Origin of the sequence: Clostridium sp. BJN0001 (assembly GCF_022869825.1) — a bacterium.
In the GTDB taxonomy this organism is placed as follows: domain Bacteria; phylum Bacillota; class Clostridia; order Clostridiales; family Clostridiaceae; genus Clostridium.
The window spans coordinates 1,627,595-1,653,655 of the sequence record NZ_CP094971.1; the positions used below are offsets into that span (position 1 = coordinate 1,627,595).

Here is a 26,061-nt window from a genome sequence, read left to right on the forward strand (position 1 = left end):
AAAATATTCCTCCTACATTTCATACTTTATAAAATCGAGTAGGAGCTAAATAATTATTTTATTTAGCGTCCTCTCACACCACCGTACGTACCGTTCGGTATACGGCGGTTCATCAGAAATTAATGTATCATTTGATATGTTTGTGTTAGACTAATAAATCCTAGAGATTCTAGGTATTTATTATTTAGAGAGTTGTTTAGTATAGGGCTTTTGGAGATTCTCCAATAGCCTTTTCTTGTATTTGCATATTCCCATGCTTTGTATTTATTGATTCCTAGTTTAGCTAAATTTCTTTGTTTAGTGCTAATCTTCTTCCATTGTTTCCATATGCAAGCTCTTAGTCTTCTTCTAATCCATTTGTCTAGTTCTACTAGCTTTCCGCGAGCGTTAGCAATTCCATAATAATTAATCCACCCTCTTGTGATTTGATTTAATTTTAATAGTCTGTATTCCATGCTAATTCCTTTATTTCTATTAGTATAGAATTTGACCTTCTCCTTAAATCTCTTTAGGGATTTCTCATGGATTCTTATTTCTGCTCCGCTTCTCGAAAAGTAAAACGAAAATCCTAAAAATTTTCGTTTAGATACAAAGTCTACTGCACTTTTATCCTTATTTACTTTAAGCTTTAAATTATTTTCAATTATATTTGTCATAGATTTCATTACTCTAAGTCCTGCTCTTTTACTTTTGACATATACATTATTATCATCTGCATATCTGCAAAATTTGTGACCTCGTCTTTCAAGTTCTTTATCTAATTCATCTAACATTATATTAGCTAATAATGGACTTAACGGACCACCTTGCGGTGTTCCTTCTTCACTTGTTACTGAAACCCCATTAATGAGAATTCCGCTTTTGAGGTATTTTCTTATTAATGCTAACAATCTTTTGTCTTGTATCTTCTTTTCAAGTTTACTCATAAGAATATCATGATTAACTTTATCAAAGAATTTCTCTAAATCCATATCTACAACCCATCTATTTCCTTGATTTATATATTGTTTTGATTTTGTTATAGCATCCTTTGCTCCTCTACGAGGACGGAATCCGAAACTATTTTCAGAAAATAAAGGTTCATATATTTTAGATAAAACTTGAGCAATAGCCTGTTGAATCAATCTATCTTGTACAGTTGGTATCCCTAATAATCTAATTCCACCATCTGGCTTGGATATTTCTTTTCTCCTTACAGGTGATGGGTTATATCTATTTTCTAGTAGTTTAGCTTTAATTGTTTCCCAGTGTTTCTTGATATGCTCACGAAGTTCATCGGTCTTCATTCCATCGACACCATGGCTACCTTTATTGCTAATTACTCTTTTAAGTGCTGAAAGCATATTATTTCTTTCTAGAACTTCTTCAAGTAATCTACTAGTATCAAATGCTCCATCGTTTACGCTTTCTCTATTTGGTAAAACCATAGGATTGCTCGGCACCTTTGATTTACCTTGAAGTTCCACTTCTACTTCCATCAATTGGTCTCTATATTGAGTTTTCTGCTTTCTTTGCAATTTCTTTGATTTATCCAAAGTTGTAAACCTCCTAACGTTCAGTCCTTCATCCGCTATCGCGATTAGCGGAGTTACTATGACTTCTGCTGACTTCTGATAGTTCAGCTATATATCACTATATAGGTTGTACCTAGAAACTTAATTTCTTTAGGCACTTATCTATCAGACCTCCCCAGGTAAGAACACGTACTTTCACCTCATCTATCTGCCACATTTACTCTTTCCGTTTCGGATAGTTATTGGGCTTTACTTTGTATAGCAAGTTCACCCACGGAATTGAGCCTCAGATGTGGTTCGTATTCCTCAGACCAAGGCTTTGCCGCCGACTTCCTTCAGATTCCACCTTGCGATGGACACCCTTGTCTTAAGCTAATGGTTGGCACTATCAGCCCCCATTACGGACTTTCACCGATTAGCACGTGCCCATGCTGGGCACACTATATAAAAAAAAGGACTTTTAAAAAGTCCCCCTTTTTTTGCTACTATCTAGTTAATAATTCTTTAACCTTTGCAGCCTTACCAACTCTGTCTCTTAAGTAGTAAAGTTTAGATCTTCTAACTTTTCCTCTTCTAGAGATTTCAATCTTATCGATTATTGGTGCATTCATTGGGAATGTTCTTTCAACTCCACATCCGTAAGCAACTCTTCTTACAGTAAATGTTTCTCTTAATCCACCATTTTGTTTCTTAATTACTGTTCCTTCGAACATCTGGATTCTTTCTTTTCCACCTTCTTGAATTTTAACGTAGACTTTAACATTATCTCCTACTCTAAATTCAGGTAAATCTGTTCTTAATTGTTCAGCTTCAATAGCTTTTATTATTTCGTTCATGTGCATTCCCTCCTTAACGATAATTTGACGTTCTTAACATATAAAAAATGACAGAGGACCGCCCGTACTAGCACAAAGTTAATAATAACATATTATCTTTACTTTTTCAACATAATTTATATTTTTTTATCTTTTAAAATCTTTAAATCTTCTTTTGTCAATTTAATTTTCTCATACATATCTTTTCTTTTTTCTTTAGTAATAAGAATTGCCTTTTTTCTTCTCCATTTTCGTATATTTTCATGATGCCCTGATAAAAGAACATCTGGTACACTTTCTCCTTCAAAAATTTCAGGTCTTGTATACTGAGGATATTCCAAAAGGCCATTATAAAATGATTCTTCTTTAAAGCTTTCTTCTTTATTTAAAACTCCAGGTATCATTCTAAGCATAGAATCTATTATAGGAATAGCTGCCATTTCTCCACCTGTTAAAACAAAATCTCCAAGTGAAATTTCTTCATCTATATATTTAAAAGCTCTCTCGTCTATTCCTTCATAATGCCCACATAAAAATATAAGTTCTTTTTCTTTTGAAAGTTCTATAGCTTTTTTTTGTGTGAACTTTTTACCTTTAGGTCCTAAGAAAATAACTTTTCCAGAATTATTTTCTTTAGCTTTTTTTATAGCTGATACTATAGGCTGTGCTGCCATAACCATTCCATGACCTCCGCCATATGGATAGTCATCAACTTTTCTATGTTTATCCTCTGTATAATCTCTTATATCTATTAAATCAAATGAAACTATATTATTTTTTACAGCTCTACCAATTATGCTAACATCAAATAGAGAAAACATTTCAGGAAATAATGTAAGAATGCTAATCTTCATCCTGCCAGCTCCTTACATTAGCAATTAGAATCTTTTTATTTTTTATATCTACATCAAGAACTATATCGTTAAGAACTGGTATAAGAAGTTCTTTTGGCTCTTTAATCCAATATACATCATTATTACGTGTCTTTATAACATCAAAAACTTTTCCTAAATTATTAGAATCTTCATCGTACACATAACACTCTTTTATATCTGATATGTAATATGTATTTTCTGGAAGAGTTTTCTCATCTTTTCTCATAATTTCAACGTATTTTTGTTTTAATAATTCAGCATCATTCATAGTATGAATTTCTTCGAATTTTATAATAACCATATTTTTATGAATTCTTACTGATTCCACATTCATTTTTTTTCCTGATACTAAAAGAGTTTTTTGCTCCTTAAACTGATCAAGATTATCTGTATATGGATATACTTTTACTTCGCCTTTTATACCATGAGTATTAACTATTTTCCCAATTTTAAATGTATCATTCAAGAGTATCCCACCTCTTCTCATATATTTAAAAAGAGTTAGGAAAACCTAACTCTTAATATTAAACAATTTCTACAACTACTCGTTCATTTTGTTTAATTGCTGCAGCCATAACTACTTTTCTGATAGCTTTTGCTATCCTTCCATGTTTTCCGATAACCTTACCCATATCATCTTTAGCTACCTTCAATTCAAGGACAATAGACTGCTCGCTTTTTATTTCGTTAACAGTAACTTCTTCTGGGCTGTCAACAAGAGCTTTAGCTATAACTAAAACTAATTCTTTCATAAAGTTTCTATAATGAATTAATATTCATTATAGAATTCACCTCCAAACATTACTTAGTAATACCGGCGTTAGTGAAAAGTCTCTTTACAACATTAGTAGGCTGTGCTCCATTATTTAACCATTCGTTAACTTTTTCTTCGTTAACTTTAACTTCAACTGGTGAAGTTAAAGGATTATAATATCCTATTTCTTCGATAAATTTACCATCTCTTGGGCTTCTTGAATCTGCTACAACAACTCTATAGAAAGGTGCCTTTTTAGAACCCATTCTTCTTAATCTAATTTTTACTGCCATTTAATATTCGCTCCTTTAAATTTAAATTATTATATTAAAAAGGTAGTTTATTAAACAAACCTTTTTTAGCCTGTTTCTGAAAATTTTTCATCATTTTCATGTTTTTCTTCATTGCATCATACATCTTCATGACTTTATTTACATCTTGAAGTGTTACTCCTGAACCATCTGCAATTCTTTTCTTTCTTGATGGAGATTTTGAAATTAAAACCGGATTTCTTCTTTCTTTGATTGTCATAGATTGAACTATAACTTTTATTTTTGAAAGTTCTTTCTGACCCTTATCAAAATCATTATCACTAATTTTTAAAGAATTGGCTCCTGGAAGCATTTCCATAAGCTTATTTAAAGGTCCAAGTTTATTCATCTGTTCAACTGCTAAAAGATAATCCTCAAAGTTAAATTCAGACGATATCATTCTCTTACTTAAATTCTTTGCCTCTTCTTGATCAATATTCTCCTGAGCCTTTTCAATTAGCGAAAGAACATCTCCCATTCCAAGAATTCTTGAAGCCATTCTATCTGGATGAAATGTTTCAAAATCATTCATTTTCTCGCCTACACCAATAAACTTTATAGGCTTTTGTGTGATTGATTTTATTGAAAGTGCAGCTCCTCCTCTTGTGTCACCATCAAGCTTTGTTAAAATAATACCTGTGACATCAAGATCATTATTAAAATTCTGAGCAACATTTACAGCATCCTGTCCTGTCATAGAATCAACAACAAGAAGAGTTTCTGAAGGTTTGACTTCTTGTTTTATGTTCTTTAATTCCTGCATAAGTTCTTCATCAATATGAAGTCTTCCTGCAGTATCTATAATTATTATATTATTACCATTATCTTTTGCGTGATTTATTGACGCTTTTGCTATATCAACTGGATTTACCTTATCCCCCATTGAGAATACTGGTATATCAATCTGTTTTCCAACTACTTGAAGCTGTTTTATAGCAGCCGGTCTATATACATCGCAGGCAACTAAAAGTGGTTTCTTATTATCTTTTCTAAGCTTTAATGCAAGCTTACCACACATTGTTGTTTTTCCTGCACCTTGAAGTCCCACAAGCATAATAACTGTAAGTCCTGAACTATCAAACTCAAGTTTACTTTCTTTGCCACCCATAAGCTCTGTAAGTTCTTCATTTACTATTTTTATTACCTGTTGACCTGGTGTAAGGCTTTCTAATACTTTATCTCCTACACATTTTTCACTTATGCTTGAAATAAAATTTTTTACGACCTTATAATTTACATCTGCTTCTAAAAGTGCAAGCTTTACTTCTCTCATTGCATCTTTTATATCTTTTTCTTGAAGTTTCCCTTTTCCACGCAGTTTTTTAAAAGTCTCCTGCAACTTTTCTCCTAATCCTTCAAAAGCCATTATAAATTTCCCTCCTTACAAATTCTCCAGTCTATCCTTATATATTTTTAAATCTGAATCTTCAATAATAGGATACTTTTCTTTGAGTTCTACTAAAAAATTCATAACATTTTCTTTTCTTTTAAAATTCTTATGAAGCAGATTTAACTTTTCCTCATAAGAAAGAAGTTGTTTATAACATCTTTTTATCAGGTCGAAAATGGCCTGACGACTGGTCTTATTAATTTCTGCTATCTCTGAAAAAGATAAATCCTCATTATAATATAAGTCCATTGTATCTTTTTGTTTCTTTGTCAAAAGCTTCCCATAATAATCCATGAGCAAAGAAATTTCAACTCTTTCGTCCATTAAATCACCTTACCACATATCGAATTTTAACAGATATATTTTACTCTGTCAAGTATTTTTACTTAACACATTATTAAAATAGTGCCTTCGCAAAACTTTCAGCATCAAAATCTTGAAGATCATCAATTCCTTCACCTACACCAATATATTTTACTGGTATATTAAGACTTTGATGAATTGAAATAACAACTCCTCCTTTTGCAGTACCATCAAGCTTTGTAAGAATTATTCCATCTATCTTACACACCTTCATAAACTCTTTTGCTTGACTTATAGCATTTTGACCTGTTGTTGCATCCAAAACTAGAAGTGTTTCCTTTTCTGCATCAGGATATTCTCTTTCAATTACTCTGCTAATTTTAGATAATTCATTCATAAGATTTTTCTTATTATGAAGTCTTCCTGCTGTATCGCAAATAAGATAATCTGCATTTCTTGCCTTTGCAGCTGATACAGCATCATAAACTACAGCTGCAGGATCAGATCCTTCCTCATGTTTTATTAGATCTGTATTAGATCTTTTAGCCCATACCTCAAGCTGATCTATTGCCGCTGCTCTAAATGTATCTGCCGCTGCAAGAATTACTTTCTTACCTTCTTCTTTATATTTATTTGAAAGCTTACCTATTGAAGTAGTCTTTCCTGCTCCATTTACTCCAACTACAAGTATAACTTTTTTATTATCTGTTTTTAAAGTGCCTGAATCTATTGTCATCATATCTGTTATTATTTTCTTTAATTCAGGTTTTACCATACTTACATCATTTATTTTTTCTTTTCTTATTCTTTCTTTAAGTTTATCAATTATTTCTACTGTGGTATCCATTCCAATATCTGAAGTTATAAGTATCTCTTCAAGCTCATCGTATAAATCATCATCTATTGCTATTGCAATATTAAGAGCTTGATTTATTTTATCAGTAAAATTATCTCTTGTTTTTGTTAGTCCATTCTTTAATTTATCAAATAAATTCTTAAACATATTTATCCTCCATAATTAATATTTTGATATATCCACAGAGACAACTTTTGATATTCCTTTTTCCTGCATAGTTACTCCGTAAATTATATCTCCTGCTTCCATTGTACCTTTTCTATGTGTTATAACTATAAACTGAGTGTTTTCTGAAAATTTCTTTAAAAATTCCGCATATTTATAGACATTTGCATCATCAAGTGCGGCCTCAATTTCATCTAATATGCAAAAAGGTGTTGGTTTCATTTTCAAAATTGCAAATACAAGTGCAATAGCCGATAAAACTTTTTCCCCTCCAGACATTAAATTTATGTTCTGAAGTTTTTTGCCTGGCGGCTCAACATTTATATTTATATCACATGAAAGTTCATCGCCCTGCCCTAAAATAAGTTCAGCGCTTCCACCTTTAAAAAGTTCTATAAATGTTTCATTAAAGTTTCTATTTAATATTTTAAAATTAGCCTTAAACATTTTTTTCATAGTTGATGTCATTTCATCAATAACTTTAATAAGTTCCATTTTTGCTTTCAAAAGATCATCTGATTGATTTTTCATAAATTCATATTTTTCTTTTATTTCATCATATTCTGATATAGAAGAAAGATTAACAGTGCCTAACTTATTTATCTTAATCTTTAATGAAGAAATCTCACTTTCTATTTTGCTCTCGTCTGTTATATTTTCTGCTATATCAGATGCTTCCTTAAATGTGAGCTTAAGATCTTCATTAAGTTTCTTATATATATGTTCTTTTTCTGTTTCTTTCTTAGCTTTTATTATTTCATTTTTATTTATAATTTCAGAAAGTTTATCAGACTTATAACTTATTTCTGACATCTGTTCATCTTTCTCTTGGAATTCTTCTTTAAGCTTTGCTTTCTTTATCTCATTTTCTCTAAATAAATCATCATATTTTTCAATTTCTTTATCTGCATTTTCAATGAATATTTCACTTTCTTTTATGAGTTTATTAATATTTTCAATCTCATTTTTACTAAAGTTAAGTTCATCTGATGATTTTTCTAAATTTATATAAAGCTCAGTTAAATCATTTTCTGTTCTTATGATTCCATTATTCTTTGACTGTAATAACTCATCTGTTTTAGCTTTTTCTATTCTAAGATCAGTTATTTTATTCTCATTTTCTTTTATATCTTTTTCCTTATTTTCAATTTGCTCATTTACCAAATTAACTTCATCTAAGTTCGTAATATTTTCAGATTCAAGATCTTTAATTATTTCATTTTTCTTTTTAAGTTCAGATTCAAACTCTTCTTTTTTATTACGTACTTTTTTTATGTCAAATAGTAATTTATTTAAATTTTCTTTAAGCTTTTCATTGTAATTTTTTATTCCCTGCATTTCAGATTGTTTTTTTGTAAATTTTATGCTTATTTTATGAATTTCATCTCTTATATCTAAAATACAATCATCCTGATCTTTAATCTCAATCTGCTTATTTTTAATTTCTTCACTTATTTCAGATACTTTGTCTTTTAAATTTACAATATTTTTATCAAGTTCTTCTATTTCTCTTTTTCGTCCTAAAACATTTAATTTCTGTCCTCTTATACTTCCTCCTGTTAACGCTCCTCCTCTTCTTATTACCTCTCCATCTAATGTAACCATATTAAATCTATAGCCACACATTTTTGCAATTTTGAGTGCTGAATCCATATCACGTATAACAAGAGTTTTTCCCAAAATATAATCCATTATATTTCTATATTTAGGATCAAATGATATTATGTCACTTGCAATTCCTATATAGCCATCTTGAATTTTTATATTATCATTAACAGAAATTTTATAACTTTTTATTGTGTTTATTGGTAAAAACGTTGCTCTTCCAAGACGATTTCTTTTTAAATATTCTATAAGTACTTTTGCTGTGTTTTCATTATCAGTAACAATGTTTGACATAGACTGGCCAAGTGCTATTTCAATAGCAGTTTCATATTTTTCATCTGCTTTAAATATAGATCCTACAAGATTTATACTTTTTCTATCTACTATATGTTTTCTATCAACAGCTTCCATAAGACTTTTTGCTGATCTTGCATATCCCTCATAATGCTTTTCTAAATTAATTAAAATATCTTTATTTGTTTTTGATTTTGTAAGATCATCTGATATTTTTCTAAAAGTTTTTTCGATATTTATAAGGTTAGCCTTAGATTCAGAAATTTCTTTTTTCTTTTGATTCATTAATTTCTGATTTTCATTAATATTTTTATCCATTTCTTCACTTAAAGTAGCAAGCTCATTATAAGTTCCTCTATTAATAGAAATATTATTTTTTACAGATTCTATTGATGATGATAATTCAGAAATTTTTTCTTCATTTACTTTTATGCTATTTTCTATAAAAAGTATACCATTTTTTATATCTGAATTTTTCTTTATAAAGTCAAACTGATTACTTTTTAATAAATCTAATTTTTGCTTTAATTTTTCATATTCTTTTTCTTTAATGTCTTTTTTATCTTTAACGCTTTTAATTTTTTCATCAACTAAAAACTGATTTTTCTTTATTTCATTTAAAGCTTCATTTAATTTTTCTTTCTGCTTTAAAAGTTCTTCTTTCTTTAATTTATAATTTTCCTGTTCATTTTCATTTTTTATTATTTTCTCATTACTATTTTTTATTCTTTCATTATAAATTTCAATATTATTTTTTGATTCAGTAATCTTATCTCTTAGATTATAATATTTCTCTTTTTTATCTATATTATTTTTTTCAAGTTCATTTGTTTTCTCTTCTAATTCCTTAAGATACTGTTTTTTATTTAAATATACTTCTTTTAATTTAGAAGATTCTAAATACTTTTCTTGAAGTTTATCATCAAATGATTTAATTTCATTTTCCATGATACTAATCTTATGAACAGTAATTGATATTTCCCTATTTTTAAGTTCATTTGAAAGTTCATTAAATTTTAGTGCTTTTTCTTTTTCTATCCTTAATGGCTCAAGTCTTTCTTCATATGTTGACATTATATCATTTATTCTAATAATATTTTCGTCAGTATTTGAAAGCTTTTTTTCTGCTTCTTCTTTTCTATTTTTATATTTTACTATACCTGCAGCTTCTTCTAAAAGTGCTCTCTTATCCTCTTTTTTTCCACTTAAAATTGCTTCTATCTTTCCCTGACCTATAAGAGAATAACCTTCTTTACCTATACCAGTATCTAAAAACAAATCAGTAACATCTTTAAGTCTACATTTTAGATTATTAATCAAGTATTCCGATTCGCCTGATCTATATATTCTTCTTGATACAGTAACTTCATTATATTCAGTATCTAATTTTCCATCACTATTATCAAGTGTTAAAGATACTTGAGCAAGTCCAACTGGTTTTCTAAACTGAGTTCCAGAGAAGATCACATCTTCCATCTTCCCCCCTCTTAAAACCTTTACGCTCTGCTCTCCAAGCACCCATCTTACCGCATCTGAAATATTACTTTTTCCACTTCCATTAGGTCCTACAACTGCTGTAACACCTTTTTTAAACTTTAATTCAGTTTTATCAGCAAACGATTTAAAGCCTCTTATTTCCAAGGATTTTAAAAACAATTCCTTCACTCCTTACTTAAAATATTAATGATGGAAGAAATCCTATAACAAAAATAATAACCATAAAAATCGCCAATGCTACTGTCATATTAGTTCTTGTCTTCTTTTTCATAAAATAACACTCCTTAATATACATATTTTATAGTAAAGTAGAATAAATATCAATAATTCTTATTATATAATATTAGCGAGAGAAACTATATCCCCCGCTAATAATTTATTATACCTGTTTTTAAATTTTCAAAAATTACTTTTATACTACCTTTTAAAATATTGCTGTCTTGAACTACATTAATATTTTTAAATTTCTGTTTTACATCTAAAAAATATTTTTTCTTATCAGCATAAAGCTTGCTTATATCTTTAGGATTAATAATAATCTTTATTATATTTTCATTCTCTCCTATTTCAAGAATTTTATCTTTTATAATTGAACTAAGTACGAGTTCTCTAAACGCTGGATGAAACGGTCCTGCAACAACATCAGCATTTGAATTTATATTTTCTGTAGGTTGAAGTCCTATTCTTATTACATTTATATCATTTTGCACATATATTTTATACATCTCTTTAGCTATAAACACAGCTTGATCTAATGAATAAGGTGAATATTTCTTTTGTAAATACATCTTTTCCATAGGAGTATTCTTTACAACAAGTGCAGGATATATCCTAACTATATCAGGCTTCATAATAACTGATTTATTAACTGTCATTATGTCTTTTTCAAATGTATCACATGGAAGTCCCGGCATAATTTGATGCCCTAATATAAAGCCATATTTTTTTATAAGAGCAGATGCTTCTTCAACTTGTTCTTTTGTATGACCTCTACCGGCTTTTAATAATATATTATTATCAAGTGACTGAACTCCAAGTTCTATAATATCTACACCATATTCTTTTAGATATGTAAGTATATGATCATTTATATAATCTGGTCTTGTAGAAAGCCTTATATTATCTATAAGCTTTCTATCTTTATATGATTTTGCAACTTCTAAAAGTTCTCTTTGCTTTTTTTCTTCAATTCCTGTAAATGTACCTCCAAAGAAAGAAACTTCAACTGTAGCACTTTTACTCGGAATTGTTCTTAAATACTCATCTATTACATTTTGAGTTTTAGATGCTGTAACAATATCATCTGTTCCTGTTATTGTATTTTGATCACAAAAAACACATTTATGAGGGCATCCTTGCATAGGCACAAATATAGGAATTATATAATAATTTTTGCTCATTTATTTTTCCTCAAACTTTTTTAATGCTAATTTAGCTGCATTTTGTTCAGACTCTTTTTTACTATATCCGCTTCCATCACTTATAGCCTTTCCATCAATGCTTACCTGCGTATAAAATTTTCTTCTATGAGGTGGTCCTTCAAATCTTGTCACAGTATATTCTATAGAAGCCTCACCTTTTTTCTGGATGAGCTCCTGAAGTTTTGTCTTGAAATCTAAAATTATTTCATTATTAACTGCTTTTTTAACTATTTCCTTAAAATGAAGAAGAATAAAGTCAAAAGCAAATGCCATTCCTTTATCAAGATATACAGCTGCAATAACAGCTTCCATTGCATCAGCTTGGATAGATACTCTTTCTCTTCCTCCAGTTAATTCTTCACCTTTACTCATTCTTATATATTGACCAAGACTAAGTTTTTTCGCTATTTCATATAATGAATTCTCACATACTATGAGACTTCTTAATTTAGTAAGTTCTCCTTCACTCTTTTCCTTGAAGTTATTGAACAAATATTCTGTAATACATAACTGTAAAACTGCATCTCCTAGGAATTCTAATCTCTCATTATATTTTGCATCTTGAAACTGATTTCCAAAAGAACTATGAGTTAAAGCAGTTTTTATAAGTGTATTATTATTAAACTTAACCCCTAGATTTCTTTCTATCTCATTAATTGTAAATTTATCCATAACAAACTCCTTCAAGTTTATTCTTCAATCTGCTCATAAAAAAGCAACAGATTCAAGAATAAACTAGTAAAATTAAATCCCGCAATATGCGGGATTATCTTATTCTTCGTGATGTGCTTTAACGTAGTTAACTACATCTCCAACTGTTTTGAACTTTTCAACATCTTCATCTGGTATTTCCATATCAAGTTCATCTTCTAAAGCCATTATAAGTTCAACAATATCTAATGAATCAGCATTAAGGTCTTCTATAAAATTAGCATCCATTTTAACGCTTTCTGCATCGATACTTAACTTATCTGCTATAATTTCTTGGATTTTTTCAAACATCTGTTTCACCTCCCAAGTTCTACATTTAGATAATATTATATTATCTTTAAATCGTCAATATCGTTTAATACAATATTTCAAAAAAATTTTATTTAATTGTATTTTTTATCTCATTTATTACATCTGTTTTATAAAAAATGATTGATTGTTTTATTGCATTTTTTATTGCTTTAGCATCTGAACTTCCATGAGCTTTTATACAAATACCATCTACTCCTAAAAATGGAGCTCCTCCGACTTCTTTGTAATCAAATTTCTTTAAAATCCTTTTTAAAACAGGTTTTAAAAGTAATACTCCAAATTTAGAAATTACTGATGATTTCATTATCTCATCTTTAATCATTCCTAAAATATTAGTTGCTGCGCCTTCATACATTTTAAGTGCTGTATTTCCTACAAATCCATCACTTACTAAAATGTTAGTATTTCCTGTAGGTACTTCTCTAGGTTCAATATTACCAATAAAATTTAATTTTTCCTCTTTTCCCAAAAGTTCATATGCTGCTTTTGTAAGTTCATTTCCCTTTTCTTTTTCTTCACCTATATTAATAAGTCCTATAGAGGGATTATTGATATTAAACACGTTTTTATAATAAATCATACCCATTTTTGCAAACTGGACAAGATACTCTTTTTTACAATCCACATTTGCACCAACGTCAACTATCATAAAGCTGCCATTTCTGCCAGGAATAATAGGAGCAAGTGCAGGTCTTAAAACTCCTTTAATTCTTCCAACTATAAGAGTACAACCGGCTAAAAATGCGCCAGTACTTCCTGCTGAAATAATTGCATCGCATGTTCCATCTTTTACAAGATCCATTGCTTTTACAAGGCTTGAATCTTTTTTCTTCTTTAGCGCCATAACAGGATGATCATGTGTTGAAATAACTTCCTTGCAGTCAATAATCTTCAATCTATTTTTATCATATGATAAACTTGATAATTGCTTTAAAATAGCATCTTTATTTCCTGTTATATAAATTTCTATGTCTTTATATTCATTAAGAGCGTCAATTGCGCCATAAGCTACTGCTTTTGGTGCATTATCTCCACCCATTCCATCTATAGCAATTTTCATACTATCACCTCTTAAAAATCGGGCTACATCTTAATTTAAGAAAAATTTACTAATAAATAATAAAAGAAAGCCTTAAAGACTTTCTTTTATTAAGACCAAATGTCTATTTATCAGTAGCTACAACTTCCTTACCATCGTAATAACCACAGTTTTTGCATACTCTATGAGCAAGTTTCATTTCATGACATTGTGGGCATTCTACGATACCTGGTAAACTTGTTTTAAATGTCTGAGCTCTTCTTCTCTTAGTTCTTCCACTACATTGTTTTCTTGCTGGACATCCCATTTATACTACACCTCCTTATTGTTAAACAGACTCTTTAAAGATTCAAGACGTATATCTACATCTTCTTTCTGACAGTTACACTTATTGTAATTTAAATTACAACCACAAACTTGACAGATACCTTTACAGTCGTCTTTACATAATCTCTTGATTGGTAAGCTAGAAATAATACTTTTCTGAGCTATTTCTGTGACGTCTATTACATCATCACTCACAACAGTTACATCTTCTTCATCAAAAAGCGATTCATCTGTTGTAAACCTTTCTTCTATATCAATATCTACTGGATAGATAAAGGCTTCTAAACACCTAGAACATCTCATTTTTAAATTTGTTTTTATATTTGCTTTTAGAACTATTATATCAGATTCTGATGTTACTTCTCCAGTTATTTTGCATGGTGAATCATACTTAATAACATCACCTTCAAATTCAAAATCAGAACCGTTATATTCATAATCAACAACCTTATGTCTACTATCTTTTGAAACAAAATCTGAAATTCGAATCTCCATAACTACTCCTTAAATCAAAAAATCATAAAACAAACAACTTCATTATATAAATTAGATGTACAAAAGTCAAGTAAATTATTTTAATTTTCTACTTTACAAGTTCTAATGTTTCTTTTGCAATCATTAATTCTTCATTAGTTGGGATTACAAATGCCTTAACTTTTGATGATGGTTTTGTAATTTCCATTCCATCTCCAACTTCTTGGTTATCATTCTTCTTCTTATCTAATTCTAATCCTAAATATTCCATATCAGATAATGCTCTTACTCTTATTTCTGGAGCATGTTCTCCGATTCCTGCAGTAAATACTATTGCATCTACTCCATTCATTGCAGCAGCATAAGCACCAATCTGCTTCTTTATCTGATATCCATACATATCCATTGTAAGTTCTGCTCTTTTGTTATTATCATTATTAACTGCACTTCTTATATCTCTAAAATCTGTTCCAACTCCAGATACTCCAAGAACTCCAGATTTCTTATTTAAAAGATCATCAACTTCGTCTACTGACATATGCTTTTCTTTTTGAAGATATGTCACAATTGCAGGATCAAGGCTTCCTGATCTTGAACCCATTATGATTCCATCAAGAGGTGTAAAGCCCATTGTTGTATCGATTGACTTTCCTTTTTCTACTGCAGTAACACTTACTCCGTTTCCTAAATGACATGTTATTATCTTTAAATCCTTTATGTCTTTATTCATTCTTTCAGCTACTTTATGTGCTACATACTTATGTGATGTTCCGTGGAATCCATATTTTCTTATATGATCTTTTTCATAATATTCATATGGAAGCGCATACATAAATGCTTTTTGTGGCATTGTCTGATGAAATGCTGTATCAAAAACTGCAACCATAGGAGTTTTTTTCATAAGCTTTTGACAAGCCTTAATTCCTATTATATTAGGTGGATTATGAAGTGGTGCAAGCTTTGTAAATTCATCAAGATTTTTAATAACTGAATCATCTATAATAACTGATTTAGCATATTTTTCTCCGCCATGAACTACTCTATGTCCTACAGCTGTTATCTCATCCATAGACTTAATTACTCCGCTGTTTTCATCAACAAGACTCTTTAATACAAGTTCAATTGCATCCTGATGATTTTTAAGAGGAGTTTCAACTACATATTTATCTTTGCCTTTTACTTTTTGTGTAAGTATTGAACCTTTAATTCCAATTCTTTCAACTAAACCTTTTGCAAGTGCATCCTGAGTTTGCATATCAATAAGCTGATACTTAAGTGATGAACTTCCACAATTTATAACTAATACCTTCATTTAAACTATCCTTTCTTTCATTAAAATCTGCATTATTTAATAATATTTTGCGCCTGCACTGCTGTAAGTGCAACAACATTTACTATATCATCAGAGCTACAACCTCTTGAAAGATCATTAACAGGTTTTGCAAATCCTTGACAAATAGGTCCTATAGCATCTGCATTTGCAAATCTCTGAACCAATTTGTATCCAATGTTACCAGATTGAAGATCTGGGAAGATTAAAACGTTTGCTTTTCCTGCTACCTTGCTATTTGGTGCTTTCTGATCTGCAACTTTTTTAACGATTGCAGCATCAAGTTGAAGTTCTCCATCAATTAATAAATCAGGTCTTAGCTTTCTTGCCTTTTCTGTTGCATTTCTAACTTTATCAACTAATTCATTATCTGCACTTCCCATTGTTGAAAATGATAACATTGCGACCCTTGGCTTCATATTACACAAATTAGTTGCGGTCTCTGCCGTCTGTACTGCAATAGCAGCTAACTGATCTTCTGTCGGATTAGGATTTACTGCGCAATCTGAAAATATTAAAGTTCCATCATCGCCATAGTTTGATCCCGGTACCTTCATTATGAAGAAGCTTGATACAACTGAAGCATTTTTAGCTGTTTTTATTATTTGAAGACCTGGTCTTAATAAATCTCCTGTTGTATGAATTGCTCCAGATACCATTCCATCAGCATCATCTGATTTTACCATCATTGTACCAAAATATAACGGATCTCTTACTATTCTTTCAGCTTTTTCCATAGTAATTCCCTTTTTCTTTCTAAGTTCATAGAAAGCTTCTATATATTTAGTTAACTCAGGAGATTCTTCTGGATTAATAATTTCAATTTCTGACAAATCAATATCAAGTCTGTGTGCTTGATCTAAAATCTCATCTTTCCTTCCAATTAAAATAGGATCTGCAAGTCCTAATTTTTTTATTTTAGCTGCAGCCTCAACATTTCTCTCCTCGCTGCCTTCTGCAAGAACTATTCTTTTTTTATCTTTTTTAGCAGCGCTCCATATTTTTTTCATAAGATCCATATAAATGCATCCCCCTTTAAAATCAACATATCTCTCCTAATTAATATACTCCTTTATATATAGTATTTTCAACCTTTTAAAAGTATAAAATTAAATTCATATCAATCAGAATTTTCAGAATTCTTCTGCTATACACTGTAAATACATAATTTTTCTTAATTTTTTTTAATATTTTAATTTATTTCTTTATTTTTAATGATAAAACATTTAATAAATTATATAATATATCTTATTAGACTTTATTTTTTTATTTGGGAGTGATAATTATAATAACAGGAATAATTACCGAATACAATCCTTTTCATAAAGGTCATGAGTATCATCTTAAAATGGCAAAAAAAGACACACATGCTCAATATATAGTATGTGTAATGAGTGGAAATTTTATGCAAAGAGGCATACCTTCTATTATAGATAAATGGGAAAGAACTAAAATGGCTCTTAAAAATGGAGTTGACCTTGTAATAGAACTTCCTTGCATTTATGCAGTTTCATCTGCTGAAGCCTTTGCATTTGGAGGTATTTCGCTTTTAAACAATCTAAATATAATTGATAATATATATTTTGGAAGTGAAAACGGTAATATTAATGACCTATCTCTAGCGGCAGATGTATTTAATAATGAACCAGATGAATTTAAACATTATTTAAAAAACTTCCTTAAGGAAGGTCTTCCTTATCATACAAGTAGAACTTTAGCACTAAAAAAATATTCATCTTATGATATAGATGAATATCTTTTGTCTAAGTCAAATAACATACTGGCAATTGAATATATAAAATCAATAAAAAAGCTAAATAGTTCAATAAATTATATGACTACAAAAAGAAAAGGTGCTTCTTACAATTCTTTTAATACTAAAACCGAATTTGCATCTGCAACTTCAATACGTAATCTTATAATGAATAATGATATTAATAAAGCATCCGAATTTCTTACACCCGAGAGCTTTGAAATATTAAATAAACTTATAGATAAAAATTATAAATTTACATATGCAGAAGATATGTATAACTATATACGCTTTAAAATTTTAACTGATTCAGAAAGTTTAAAAAATATTCCAGATGTTACAGAAGGTCTTGACAAAAAGATAGAAAAAGAAATTTTAAACTCTTCATCTTTAAATGAGCTTATTTTAAATATAAAAAGCAAAAGATATACTTATACTAGAATAAGTCGAATTTTAACTCAGTTCTTCCTTGGATTTGAAAAATATCCAATTAAAGATCTCTCAAAAAAAGAAGCTTCTTATGCACGAATTTTAGGTTTTAATAAAAACGGACGTATTCTTTTAAAAGATATAAAAAACAAATCAAATATTAATCTTATAACTAAGTTTCCGAAGCACTTAGATAATGATTATTTAAAGCTTGATCTTAATTCAACCAAATGTTATTCATTAATAAATCCACAGATTCGTCCAAATGAAGATTATTTTAGATCTCCAATTATAATTTAAAATATGTATAATAAACATATAAAACATATGCATATATATAACAGATAGGAGGTGTTTTTATGCTTTTTTCTCTGTTTCTACTTTTATGCATAATAGTTTTATCTGTTCTTCTTATAAAGCTTTTAAAATTAAACAAAAATGTAATTTTGTGTATACTTATTACTATACTTATTGTTATTTTTGTATACAATATTAAAATATCTATAAACGCTGCACTTGAAGGATTTGTTTTGTGGTACAAAGCTGTTTTGCCAACTACTTTTCCATTCGTCCTTATATGTAATCTTCTTATTGCATATGGTGGAATTGAATTATATTCAAAAATTTTAGGACCTTTTTTATGTAAGCCTCTAGGGCTTTCAAAAAATTGTTCTTTTGCAATTGTAGCAAGTATGCTTTGTGGGTATCCTCTTGGAGCAAAATACTCAGCAGATTTATATAGACAAAAGTATATAGATAAAAAAGAATTTTCTCGTCTTTTAAATATTGCTTCAAACGCAGGACCTATATTTCTTATAGGATCTGTTTCAGTAGCTATGTTTTCTAATATAAAAGCATCATATGTTCTTCTATTTTCAAGTTATATTTCTGCATTTATAATAGGAATTTTAACTAGAAAAAAGAATATATCATCTGATCTTTGTATTAAAAAAGACCAAAATATAAATATAAATTTTGGAAAAGCTATAAAAGATTCTGTTTTTAATAGTCTTGTAACAACTATAATAATAGGTGGTTTTATTTCAATATTTTCAGTTATAATTACAATTATAAAAAACTCAACATTAATAACTTCACTATTTACTTATATCGAATATATTTTATCTATATCTGAAGGTACTTTATATAGTATATTTTTAGGCAGTATTGAATTTACAAATGGATGTAGCATAATATCAAAGCTAAGTACATCACTTAATATAAAACTTAGTATAGTAAGTTTTTTATGCTCTTTTTCAGGTCTCTCTGCAATTGCTCAAGTAAGTGCTTTTGTAAGTGATATAAAATTTAATTTTAAAAAATATATACTGCTTAAATTCTTTCAAGGAATTATAAGTTTTTTTATAACATATGCAGTATTAATATTTTTCCCTCTTACTATAAAAGCTTCGAATTTGAATAATATATTTTTTAGCCCTAATATTATATTTATTATTCTTCCAACTATTGCAATTACATTAATAACAGTATTATTAAAAGCAATGAATAAATTACTTTTTCATATCTTTTAATTCTTTTATGTTATTTTGTATTTCTACTCCTGCACAGTTCATTGTTTTATCAAGTTCTTCAGCCATATTCTGAAATTGAGTTTGAAGATTCTTAATAAGTTTTTCTTTTTCATTTATTATCTGCTGATCGAGCTCTGATAAAAGTTCTTCTGAATAATCTCTTGATCCAATTCTTATAGCTTTTGCATCTTTTTGTGCAGAAGCTATAATTTTTTCTCCTCTTATTTTAGCTTCTTTTACTATTAAACTATTCTCAACATTTTGTCTTAGCATATTAGATGTTTCTTTTTTAACATTATCATATTCTTTCTTCGCATCTGAAAGAATCCTATCACGTTCATTTACAATCCACTGTGCTTTCTTAAACTGATCAGGAAGATAATTAATTATTTGATCTATAATTTCAAGAGCTTCTTTTTTATCAATCATAGCTTTGCTACTCATTGGCACTTTAGGAGAATTATCAATAATATCTTGGAGATATTCCAATAATTCAATAACATTAGTATCTATATTTTCCATTTCATATACCCCCCTCTGGCTAACCTATTTTTTTTAATATTTCAGACACTATCTGTTTAGGAACAAATTTATCAATACTCCCTCCAAATTCTGCTATCTGTTTTACACATGAAGAACTTATATGTATATTTTCTGCCCTTGCCATCATACAAACCGTTTCAATTTCAGGTTCAAGCTCTGAATTTACAAGTGCCATTTGAAGTTCATAATCAAAATCTCCTGTTGTTCTAAGTCCTTTTAGTATTACGTTTATATTATTTCTTCTCATAAATTCGACTAAAAGACCGTCAAAACAGACTACTTCAACATTATCAATTCCTTTTACAACTTTTTTTATAAGTTCAACACGTTCCTCAATATTAAAAAGATGTCTTTTATCAATATTAATAAGTACTGCAACTATTACTTTATCAAATATTTTAGCTCCTCTTTTTATTATATCAAAATGTCCATTTGTAATAGGATCAAAGCTTCCTGGATAAACTGCTGTTTTCATTTTTAATTCTCCTTATTTTTATAATAGCATACAGTCGTATTTCCATACTTTCTGCTTTTAATCAGCTGTATTTTTCCATATCCTTCATATATTTCTTCTATAGTATCTATCTTAGTTACTATTATACCACCTTCTTTAAGAAGATTATTATCGTTTATTATAGAAATAGCTTCAGGAATCATTTCTTTACAGTATGGTGGATCTATAAACATTATGTTAAATGTAAGTCCATTTTTAGCTAACTTCTTTAAACCTTCATAAGCATCAATCTTTATAGGCTCACAAAAATCTTCAAATTTTAAGTTCTTAACATTTTCTTTTAAAAGAGGATACGTTTCATCACTTTTATCAAAAAGATAAACTTTTTTTGCACCTCTACTTGCACATTCAAGTCCAAGACTTCCTGTTCCTGCAAAAACATCAACGACATTTGCTCCATCTATATAAAACTGTATCGTACTAAACATGGCTTCCTTTACCCTATCAAGAGTTGGTCTTGTAATCATAGAGCTTGGAGGTATTAGTTTGTGTCCCCTTGCTTTTCCTGCTATTATTCTCATGATATTATCTCCTTTAACTTATATTAAATATATTATCATATAAATACATATTAATTCAATTTAATTAAAACAAATATACTTACTAGTTTGTTTTAATATTTTCTCTGTTTCACTTAAAAGTTTTCTATTTTCTTCTAAGCTGTTTTGAGCAAAACTATATGCTTCTTTTTTTGCACATCTTAAAATATTAAAATCATTATATATATCTGCAATTAAGAATCCATTATCCCCGCTTTGTCTACTTCCAAATATTTCTCCGGATCCTCGTAGTTTTAAATCCTGTTCAGATATATAAAATCCATCTGAAGACTCTGTCATAATCTTCATTCTTCGTTTTGTTATATCGCTTTTAGCATCTCCAATTAAAATGCAATATGATTTATCGCTTCCTCTTCCAACTCTTCCCCTTAACTGATGAAGTGTGGATAATCCAAATCTTTCAGCATTAAATATTATCATAACTGACGCATTAACTATATTTACACCAACTTCTATTACCGTAGTACTTACAAGTACTTGTATTTTATTTTCTTTAAACTGTTTTATAATAGAATTCTTCTCCTCATTTTTCATTTTACCATGAAGAATTCCTATTTTATACTTCTTAAATTCATTATTTTTTAAAGTGTCATAAACTTTCTCTACAGAATTTAAATTTCCATCCTCATTTTCTTCAATAAGTGGACATACCGCATAAACCTGCCTTCCTTTTGAAAGTTCCTCAAGAGCAATATCATATGCCTCGTACTTCTTTTTCATATCAACATATATTGTATCCACTTTTTTCCTTCCAGGAGGAAGTTCGTCTATAATAGATACATCCATATCTGAATACATAAATATTGCAAGAGTTCTTGGTATAGGAGTTGCTGTCATTACAAGGCAATCTGCATTCTCACCTTTATTTTGAAGTTCATTTCTTTGAGAAACTCCAAATCTATGCTGTTCATCAGTAATTACAAGACCAAGTTTATTTATGACTACATCATCTTGAAATAGAGCATGTGTACCCACTATAAGAAATGGTTTTTCTTTCTTAAGTTTTTCTTTTATCCTGTCTTTTTCTTTCTTTGGTGTACTACCACAGAGAAGTTCAACATCAATTCCAAAATTTTTAAATAATTTTAAAGCTTCACTATAGTGCTGAGAAGCTAAAATAGCAGTAGGTGCCATCAATGCGCACTTATACCCATTTTTTACAACATTAAATATAGCTATTAGAGCAACTATAGTTTTTCCACTTCCCACATCTCCCTGAACAAGTCTATTCATAGTACTCTTTTTCTTACCATCTCTTAAAACTTCTCTTACAACCTTTGTTTGAGCATCTGTGAGCTCATATGGTAGATTCTGTTTAAAGCTTTTCAATTCCTTTGCATAATTAAAACTTATTCCATTTTGATTGCTTCTATATTCTTTTTTTAATATCATAAGTTTAAGTGAATACATAAAAAGTTCCTGAAACTTCAATCTTATTCTTGCTTTTTCAAGTAAATCTTTACTTTGAGGAAAGTGAATATTTCTTATTGCAGTTTCAAGAGACACAAGAGAATATTTTTTAATTATTTCATCTGGTATATTTTCACGTATTTTTATATGTTCAAAAACATTTCTAACAAGTTTCTCAATAAACTTATTATTTATCTCACCTTTTAGCGGGTATACTGGCATTATATTATTTGAAGCCATATCATTATTAATTATAACTGGACATACAATGAGAAGTGAATTATTATTTTTTTGAAAAACGCCCATAAGATTATATTCTTTTCCAATCGCAAAATTTCTTTTCATATACGGCTGATTAAACCATCTTGCAACTACAATATGATTTGAATAAGTAAATATTATATCTGTTATTCTTTTACCATTCTTTGTTCTAATATCCATTTTAAATCGCTTTAATCTGCATTTTAAAATATTTTTTTTATTCTCATCTATTTTTTCAAATTTCTGATCTATTTCACAGAATATATAGTCTCTTGGAATGTACAATAAAACATCTAATAAATTAAATATGCCACATTTATTTAATCTTTCTTTAGATTTTGGTCCAATTCCTCTAAGTTCTCCTATACTGCTATAAATATCCACGATAACACCACCTGCGCTAATTTAAAAAAGAAACTGCTGCTAAAATAAGACTATTTTATGCAGCAGTTAAAAATATCTATTCTATTGATATAAGATAATAATATAAAGGCTGATTTCCTTTTAATACCTGAACATCCAATTCGTCATACTTTTCCTGTATCTCTTCTTCTATTTTTTGTGCCTCATCATCTGAAACATCTTTTCCATAGTATACGGTAATAAGTTCACTGTCCTCATCTATCATAGAATCTATTAGCTTTTCAAGAATTTGAGTCTTATTGTTTCCAACTTCGCTTATTTTTCCTTCAATAAGCCCAAGAATATTTCCTTCTTTAATTTCAAATCCATCCATCTCAGTATCTCTTACTGCAAATGTAAGTGAGGCTGTTTTTACACTTGATATTGCTTCATTCATTTCATCAATATTTTTTTGAATATCTTCTTCAGGATTAAATTTTATAAAGCATGCAATTCCTTGTGGGATTGTTTTTGTCTTTATTACATGTATATTTTTTTTACTTATTTCTGCTGCCTGGTCAGCTGCCATTATAATATTTTTATTATTTGGAAGTATAAAAATATGCTCAGCATTTAATTTTTCTGCTGCTTCTAGTATATCTTGTGTTGAAGGATTCATTGTCTGTCCGCCTTCAATTACAAAGTCACAACCAAGCTGTTTAAATGTATTTGCTATTCCGTCCCCCATTGCAACTGTAATAAATGCATATTTCTTTTCTTCATCACTAACAGCTACATTATCCTGAGCGCTCTGCATCTTTCCTATATCATCAAACATTTCTCTGTGTTCTTCACGCATATTATCTATCTTTATCTTTGAAAGTTCTCCAATTTCAACTGCATAAGACAAAACTTTTCCAGGATCATTAGTATGAATGTGAACTTTTATTACATCTTCATATCCAACTACTATCATGCAGTCTCCAAGAGATTTTATTTGTTCTTTAAATGAATCAGCTTTTTTTGCATCACCTTTAATTATAAATTCTGTACAATATCCGAATTTTATTTCTTCTTCAGATGGCATTAAAACTTTGCCTTGTGAAATTGAAGTTTTTTTATCCACTTTAGCAGTTATTCCATCACGAAGAGCATTTCTCATTCCTTCAAGTATTATATAAAGTCCCATTCCACCAGAATCTACAACTTTTGCTTTCTTTAAAGCAGGAAGAAGTTCTGGTGTTTTATCAAGCATTATCTTTGCTTCACGTATTACATCATCAAGCATAAGAACTATATCATCATTTTCTGAGCTTTCTGCACCATCTGCAGCTTTTCTTATTACTGAAAGAATTGTTCCTTCTGTAGGTCTCATTACAGCTTTATATGCTGATTTTGCACCTTCTTTTAAAGATAATGCAACTTTAGATGCATCTGCGCTTAAAGCTCCTTCAAACCCTTTAGATAATCCTCTTAATATCTGTGATAATATTACTCCTGAATTACCTCTCGCACCCATAAGTGCTCCTTTTGCAAGTTTTTTTGATACTTCAGAAATAGAATCAGTATTTAAATTCTCTATTTCCTTTACTGCTGCACTAAATGTCATAGACATATTTGTTCCAGTATCACCATCTGGAACAGGAAATACATTAAGTGAATTAACAAAATCACTCTGCTCAGCCAGCCTATTACTTGCATTTACAACCATATTATAAAAATCATGGCCATTTATTTCTTTATATTCCATTTTTTAGTATCCTCCTAGACTCTTACCGCTTGCACATTTACAGTTATTGAAGAAACTTTTACGCCAGTAAAATTTTCAACACTATATTTAACTTTCTGAATTACATTATTAGCAATAACAGATATCTTAGTTCCGTACTCAACCATTATAAATAATTCTATTTGAAGTTTTTCCTCATCTGTAAGCTTTAATTTTACACCTTTGCTTAAATTTTCTATTCTCATAAGTTCCCATAAGCCTTCTGTTGCACTTTTAGATACCATTCCTACAACACCATAGCATTCCATAGTAGAAAGGCCTATAAGATTAGATAATACTTCTTCTGAATAATTAATAACACCATTTTCATTGGAAAATCCTACCATTAATATTCCTCCTAACATAATATATCATATTCTATATTTTATATTACTACGTATTTTTATTCAAGGAATATCTTAACATTATAAATATTTTCTTTTATAAATTCAATAAATAGTTGCAAACAATACGCACTATGTGGTATAATTCAATTTGTCCTATTGAAGATGATATCTTTGGAATAAAGGGAGGTGTTTTCTAATGGCAAGAAGATGCGAATATTGTGATAAGGGCGTTGTATCAGGAGTACAATTCAGCCATTCACATCGTCAATCAAAGAGAACTTGGGCTCCTAACATAAAGAAAGTAAAAGCTTTAGTTAACGGAACACCAAAAACTGTTCATGTATGTACAAGATGTCTTAGATCTGGAAAGGTTGAAAGAGCATTATAAGTAGATAAAAAATGCAATTGTTATCCCAATTGCATTTTTTATTTTATAAAATTTTAAAAGGATATTATGTACCTTTTTATTTTTTTCTTCTAAAGAATTTTATAATGTTCGAAAAAAATTTTGGCAGCTTTATTGCAATAATTTTCATATAGATCTTCTCCTTAACTTATAAAAATATACTTATATTATATAGTATTCAGAAAATCTAAAAATGTTCCTAT

General features: G+C 29.1%; 28 protein-coding genes. 3 read left to right on the top strand and 25 right to left on the bottom strand.

All coding sequences use genetic code 11. The features are described from left to right. Positions 1–119: 119 nt before the first annotated feature. The 19 genes from ltrA to pta all read right to left on the bottom strand — a co-directional run bounded on the left by ltrA (position 120) and on the right by pta (position 17,012). Complete coding sequence (gene ltrA, locus MTX53_RS07850; protein WP_244833187.1) at positions 120–1,535, bottom strand: group II intron reverse transcriptase/maturase; 1,416 nt, start codon at positions 1,533–1,535, stop codon at positions 120–122. Positions 1,536–1,999: 464 nt separating this feature from the next. Further along, positions 2,000–2,350, bottom strand: a complete 351-nt coding sequence (gene rplS / locus MTX53_RS07855) for a 50S ribosomal protein L19 (protein WP_244833188.1) — start codon at positions 2,348–2,350, stop codon at positions 2,000–2,002. Positions 2,351–2,466: 116 nt separating this feature from the next. Then, the gene (trmD, locus tag MTX53_RS07860) at positions 2,467–3,183 is read right to left on the bottom strand and encodes a tRNA (guanosine(37)-N1)-methyltransferase TrmD (protein ID WP_244833189.1); all 717 of its coding nucleotides are present in this window, start codon (positions 3,181–3,183) and stop codon (positions 2,467–2,469) included. Further along, complete coding sequence (rimM, locus tag MTX53_RS07865; protein ID WP_244833190.1) at positions 3,173–3,670, bottom strand: ribosome maturation factor RimM; 498 nt, start codon at positions 3,668–3,670, stop codon at positions 3,173–3,175. The genes trmD and rimM overlap by 11 nt, the downstream gene beginning before the upstream one ends. Before the next feature lie 58 nt (positions 3,671–3,728). Then, positions 3,729–3,956: a KH domain-containing protein gene (locus MTX53_RS07870; protein ID WP_244833191.1), complete on the bottom strand. Its 228-nt coding sequence runs from the start codon at positions 3,954–3,956 to the stop codon at positions 3,729–3,731. A 49-nt stretch (positions 3,957–4,005) separates the two neighbouring features. Next, a complete protein-coding gene (gene rpsP, locus MTX53_RS07875; RefSeq protein WP_244833192.1) occupies positions 4,006–4,251 on the bottom strand; it encodes a 30S ribosomal protein S16 in 246 nt (81 codons plus the stop codon). A gap of 34 nt (positions 4,252–4,285) precedes the next feature. Beyond that, the gene (gene ffh / locus MTX53_RS07880) at positions 4,286–5,635 is read right to left on the bottom strand and encodes a signal recognition particle protein (RefSeq protein WP_244833193.1); all 1,350 of its coding nucleotides are present in this window, start codon (positions 5,633–5,635) and stop codon (positions 4,286–4,288) included. Between the two features lie 15 nt (positions 5,636–5,650). Next, complete coding sequence (locus tag MTX53_RS07885; RefSeq protein WP_244833194.1) at positions 5,651–5,983, bottom strand: putative DNA-binding protein; 333 nt, start codon at positions 5,981–5,983, stop codon at positions 5,651–5,653. Between the two features lie 73 nt (positions 5,984–6,056). Beyond that, on the bottom strand, positions 6,057–6,965 hold the full coding sequence (gene ftsY, locus MTX53_RS07890) for a signal recognition particle-docking protein FtsY (RefSeq protein WP_244833195.1): 909 nt from the start codon (positions 6,963–6,965) through the stop codon (positions 6,057–6,059). A 15-nt stretch (positions 6,966–6,980) separates the two neighbouring features. Further along, a complete protein-coding gene (smc, locus tag MTX53_RS07895) occupies positions 6,981–10,538 on the bottom strand; it encodes a chromosome segregation protein SMC (RefSeq protein ID WP_244833196.1) in 3,558 nt (1,185 codons plus the stop codon). A gap of 16 nt (positions 10,539–10,554) precedes the next feature. Then, positions 10,555–10,650: a DUF4044 domain-containing protein gene (locus tag MTX53_RS07900; protein ID WP_244833197.1), complete on the bottom strand. Its 96-nt coding sequence runs from the start codon at positions 10,648–10,650 to the stop codon at positions 10,555–10,557. Between the two features lie 97 nt (positions 10,651–10,747). Next, positions 10,748–11,779: a radical SAM protein gene (locus MTX53_RS07905; RefSeq protein WP_244833198.1), complete on the bottom strand. Its 1,032-nt coding sequence runs from the start codon at positions 11,777–11,779 to the stop codon at positions 10,748–10,750. Beyond that, entirely contained in the window at positions 11,780–12,472 is a 693-nt protein-coding gene (gene rnc, locus MTX53_RS07910; protein WP_244833199.1) for a ribonuclease III, read from the bottom strand. A 99-nt stretch (positions 12,473–12,571) separates the two neighbouring features. Then, positions 12,572–12,802 carry an acyl carrier protein gene (gene acpP, locus MTX53_RS07915; RefSeq protein ID WP_244833200.1) on the bottom strand — a complete coding sequence of 77 codons (231 nt, stop codon included), beginning with the start codon at positions 12,800–12,802 and terminating at the stop codon, positions 12,572–12,574. 88 nt (positions 12,803–12,890) lie between these two features. Next, on the bottom strand, positions 12,891–13,883 hold the full coding sequence (gene plsX / locus MTX53_RS07920) for a phosphate acyltransferase PlsX (protein ID WP_244833201.1): 993 nt from the start codon (positions 13,881–13,883) through the stop codon (positions 12,891–12,893). Positions 13,884–13,986: 103 nt separating this feature from the next. Continuing rightward, positions 13,987–14,169 carry a 50S ribosomal protein L32 gene (gene rpmF, locus MTX53_RS07925; RefSeq protein WP_244833202.1) on the bottom strand — a complete coding sequence of 61 codons (183 nt, stop codon included), beginning with the start codon at positions 14,167–14,169 and terminating at the stop codon, positions 13,987–13,989. 5 nt (positions 14,170–14,174) lie between these two features. Beyond that, on the bottom strand, positions 14,175–14,684 hold the full coding sequence (locus MTX53_RS07930; protein ID WP_244833203.1) for a DUF177 domain-containing protein: 510 nt from the start codon (positions 14,682–14,684) through the stop codon (positions 14,175–14,177). A gap of 88 nt (positions 14,685–14,772) precedes the next feature. Next, complete coding sequence (locus tag MTX53_RS07935) at positions 14,773–15,975, bottom strand: acetate kinase (protein WP_244833204.1); 1,203 nt, start codon at positions 15,973–15,975, stop codon at positions 14,773–14,775. A 32-nt stretch (positions 15,976–16,007) separates the two neighbouring features. After that, positions 16,008–17,012, bottom strand: a complete 1,005-nt coding sequence (gene pta, locus MTX53_RS07940; protein WP_244833205.1) for a phosphate acetyltransferase — start codon at positions 17,010–17,012, stop codon at positions 16,008–16,010. A gap of 266 nt (positions 17,013–17,278) precedes the next feature. Here pta and MTX53_RS07945 point away from each other — a divergent pair, with 266 nt between their 5' ends. Beyond that, positions 17,279–18,475, top strand: coding sequence for a nucleotidyltransferase (locus MTX53_RS07945; protein WP_244835479.1), 1,197 nt, complete (start codon positions 17,279–17,281; stop codon positions 18,473–18,475). A gap of 59 nt (positions 18,476–18,534) precedes the next feature. Beyond that, positions 18,535–19,707: a sporulation integral membrane protein YlbJ gene (gene ylbJ / locus MTX53_RS07950; protein ID WP_244833206.1), complete on the top strand. Its 1,173-nt coding sequence runs from the start codon at positions 18,535–18,537 to the stop codon at positions 19,705–19,707. Here the strand turns inward: ylbJ and MTX53_RS07955 are convergent. The 6 genes from MTX53_RS07955 to MTX53_RS07980 all read right to left on the bottom strand — a co-directional run bounded on the left by MTX53_RS07955 (position 19,687) and on the right by MTX53_RS07980 (position 25,452). Continuing rightward, complete coding sequence (locus MTX53_RS07955) at positions 19,687–20,229, bottom strand: ATPase (protein WP_244833207.1); 543 nt, start codon at positions 20,227–20,229, stop codon at positions 19,687–19,689. The two genes, ylbJ and MTX53_RS07955, sit on opposite strands and share 21 nt — an antisense overlap. 19 nt (positions 20,230–20,248) lie before the next feature. Continuing rightward, complete coding sequence (coaD, locus tag MTX53_RS07960) at positions 20,249–20,725, bottom strand: pantetheine-phosphate adenylyltransferase (RefSeq protein ID WP_244833208.1); 477 nt, start codon at positions 20,723–20,725, stop codon at positions 20,249–20,251. Between the two features lie 2 nt (positions 20,726–20,727). Then, entirely contained in the window at positions 20,728–21,285 is a 558-nt protein-coding gene (gene rsmD / locus MTX53_RS07965; RefSeq protein WP_244833209.1) for a 16S rRNA (guanine(966)-N(2))-methyltransferase RsmD, read from the bottom strand. 60 nt (positions 21,286–21,345) lie between these two features. Next, positions 21,346–23,379 carry an ATP-dependent DNA helicase RecG gene (gene recG / locus MTX53_RS07970; RefSeq protein WP_244833210.1) on the bottom strand — a complete coding sequence of 678 codons (2,034 nt, stop codon included), beginning with the start codon at positions 23,377–23,379 and terminating at the stop codon, positions 21,346–21,348. Positions 23,380–23,455: 76 nt separating this feature from the next. After that, positions 23,456–25,087 (bottom strand): DAK2 domain-containing protein, encoded by a 1,632-nt coding sequence (locus MTX53_RS07975; RefSeq protein ID WP_244833211.1) that lies wholly within the window; start codon positions 25,085–25,087, stop codon positions 23,456–23,458. A 14-nt stretch (positions 25,088–25,101) separates the two neighbouring features. Then, complete coding sequence (locus tag MTX53_RS07980; protein ID WP_244833212.1) at positions 25,102–25,452, bottom strand: Asp23/Gls24 family envelope stress response protein; 351 nt, start codon at positions 25,450–25,452, stop codon at positions 25,102–25,104. A gap of 196 nt (positions 25,453–25,648) precedes the next feature. Here MTX53_RS07980 and rpmB point away from each other — a divergent pair, with 196 nt between their 5' ends. After that, positions 25,649–25,840, top strand: a complete 192-nt coding sequence (rpmB, locus tag MTX53_RS07985; RefSeq protein ID WP_244833213.1) for a 50S ribosomal protein L28 — start codon at positions 25,649–25,651, stop codon at positions 25,838–25,840. The last annotated feature ends 221 nt before the right edge of the window (positions 25,841–26,061 follow it).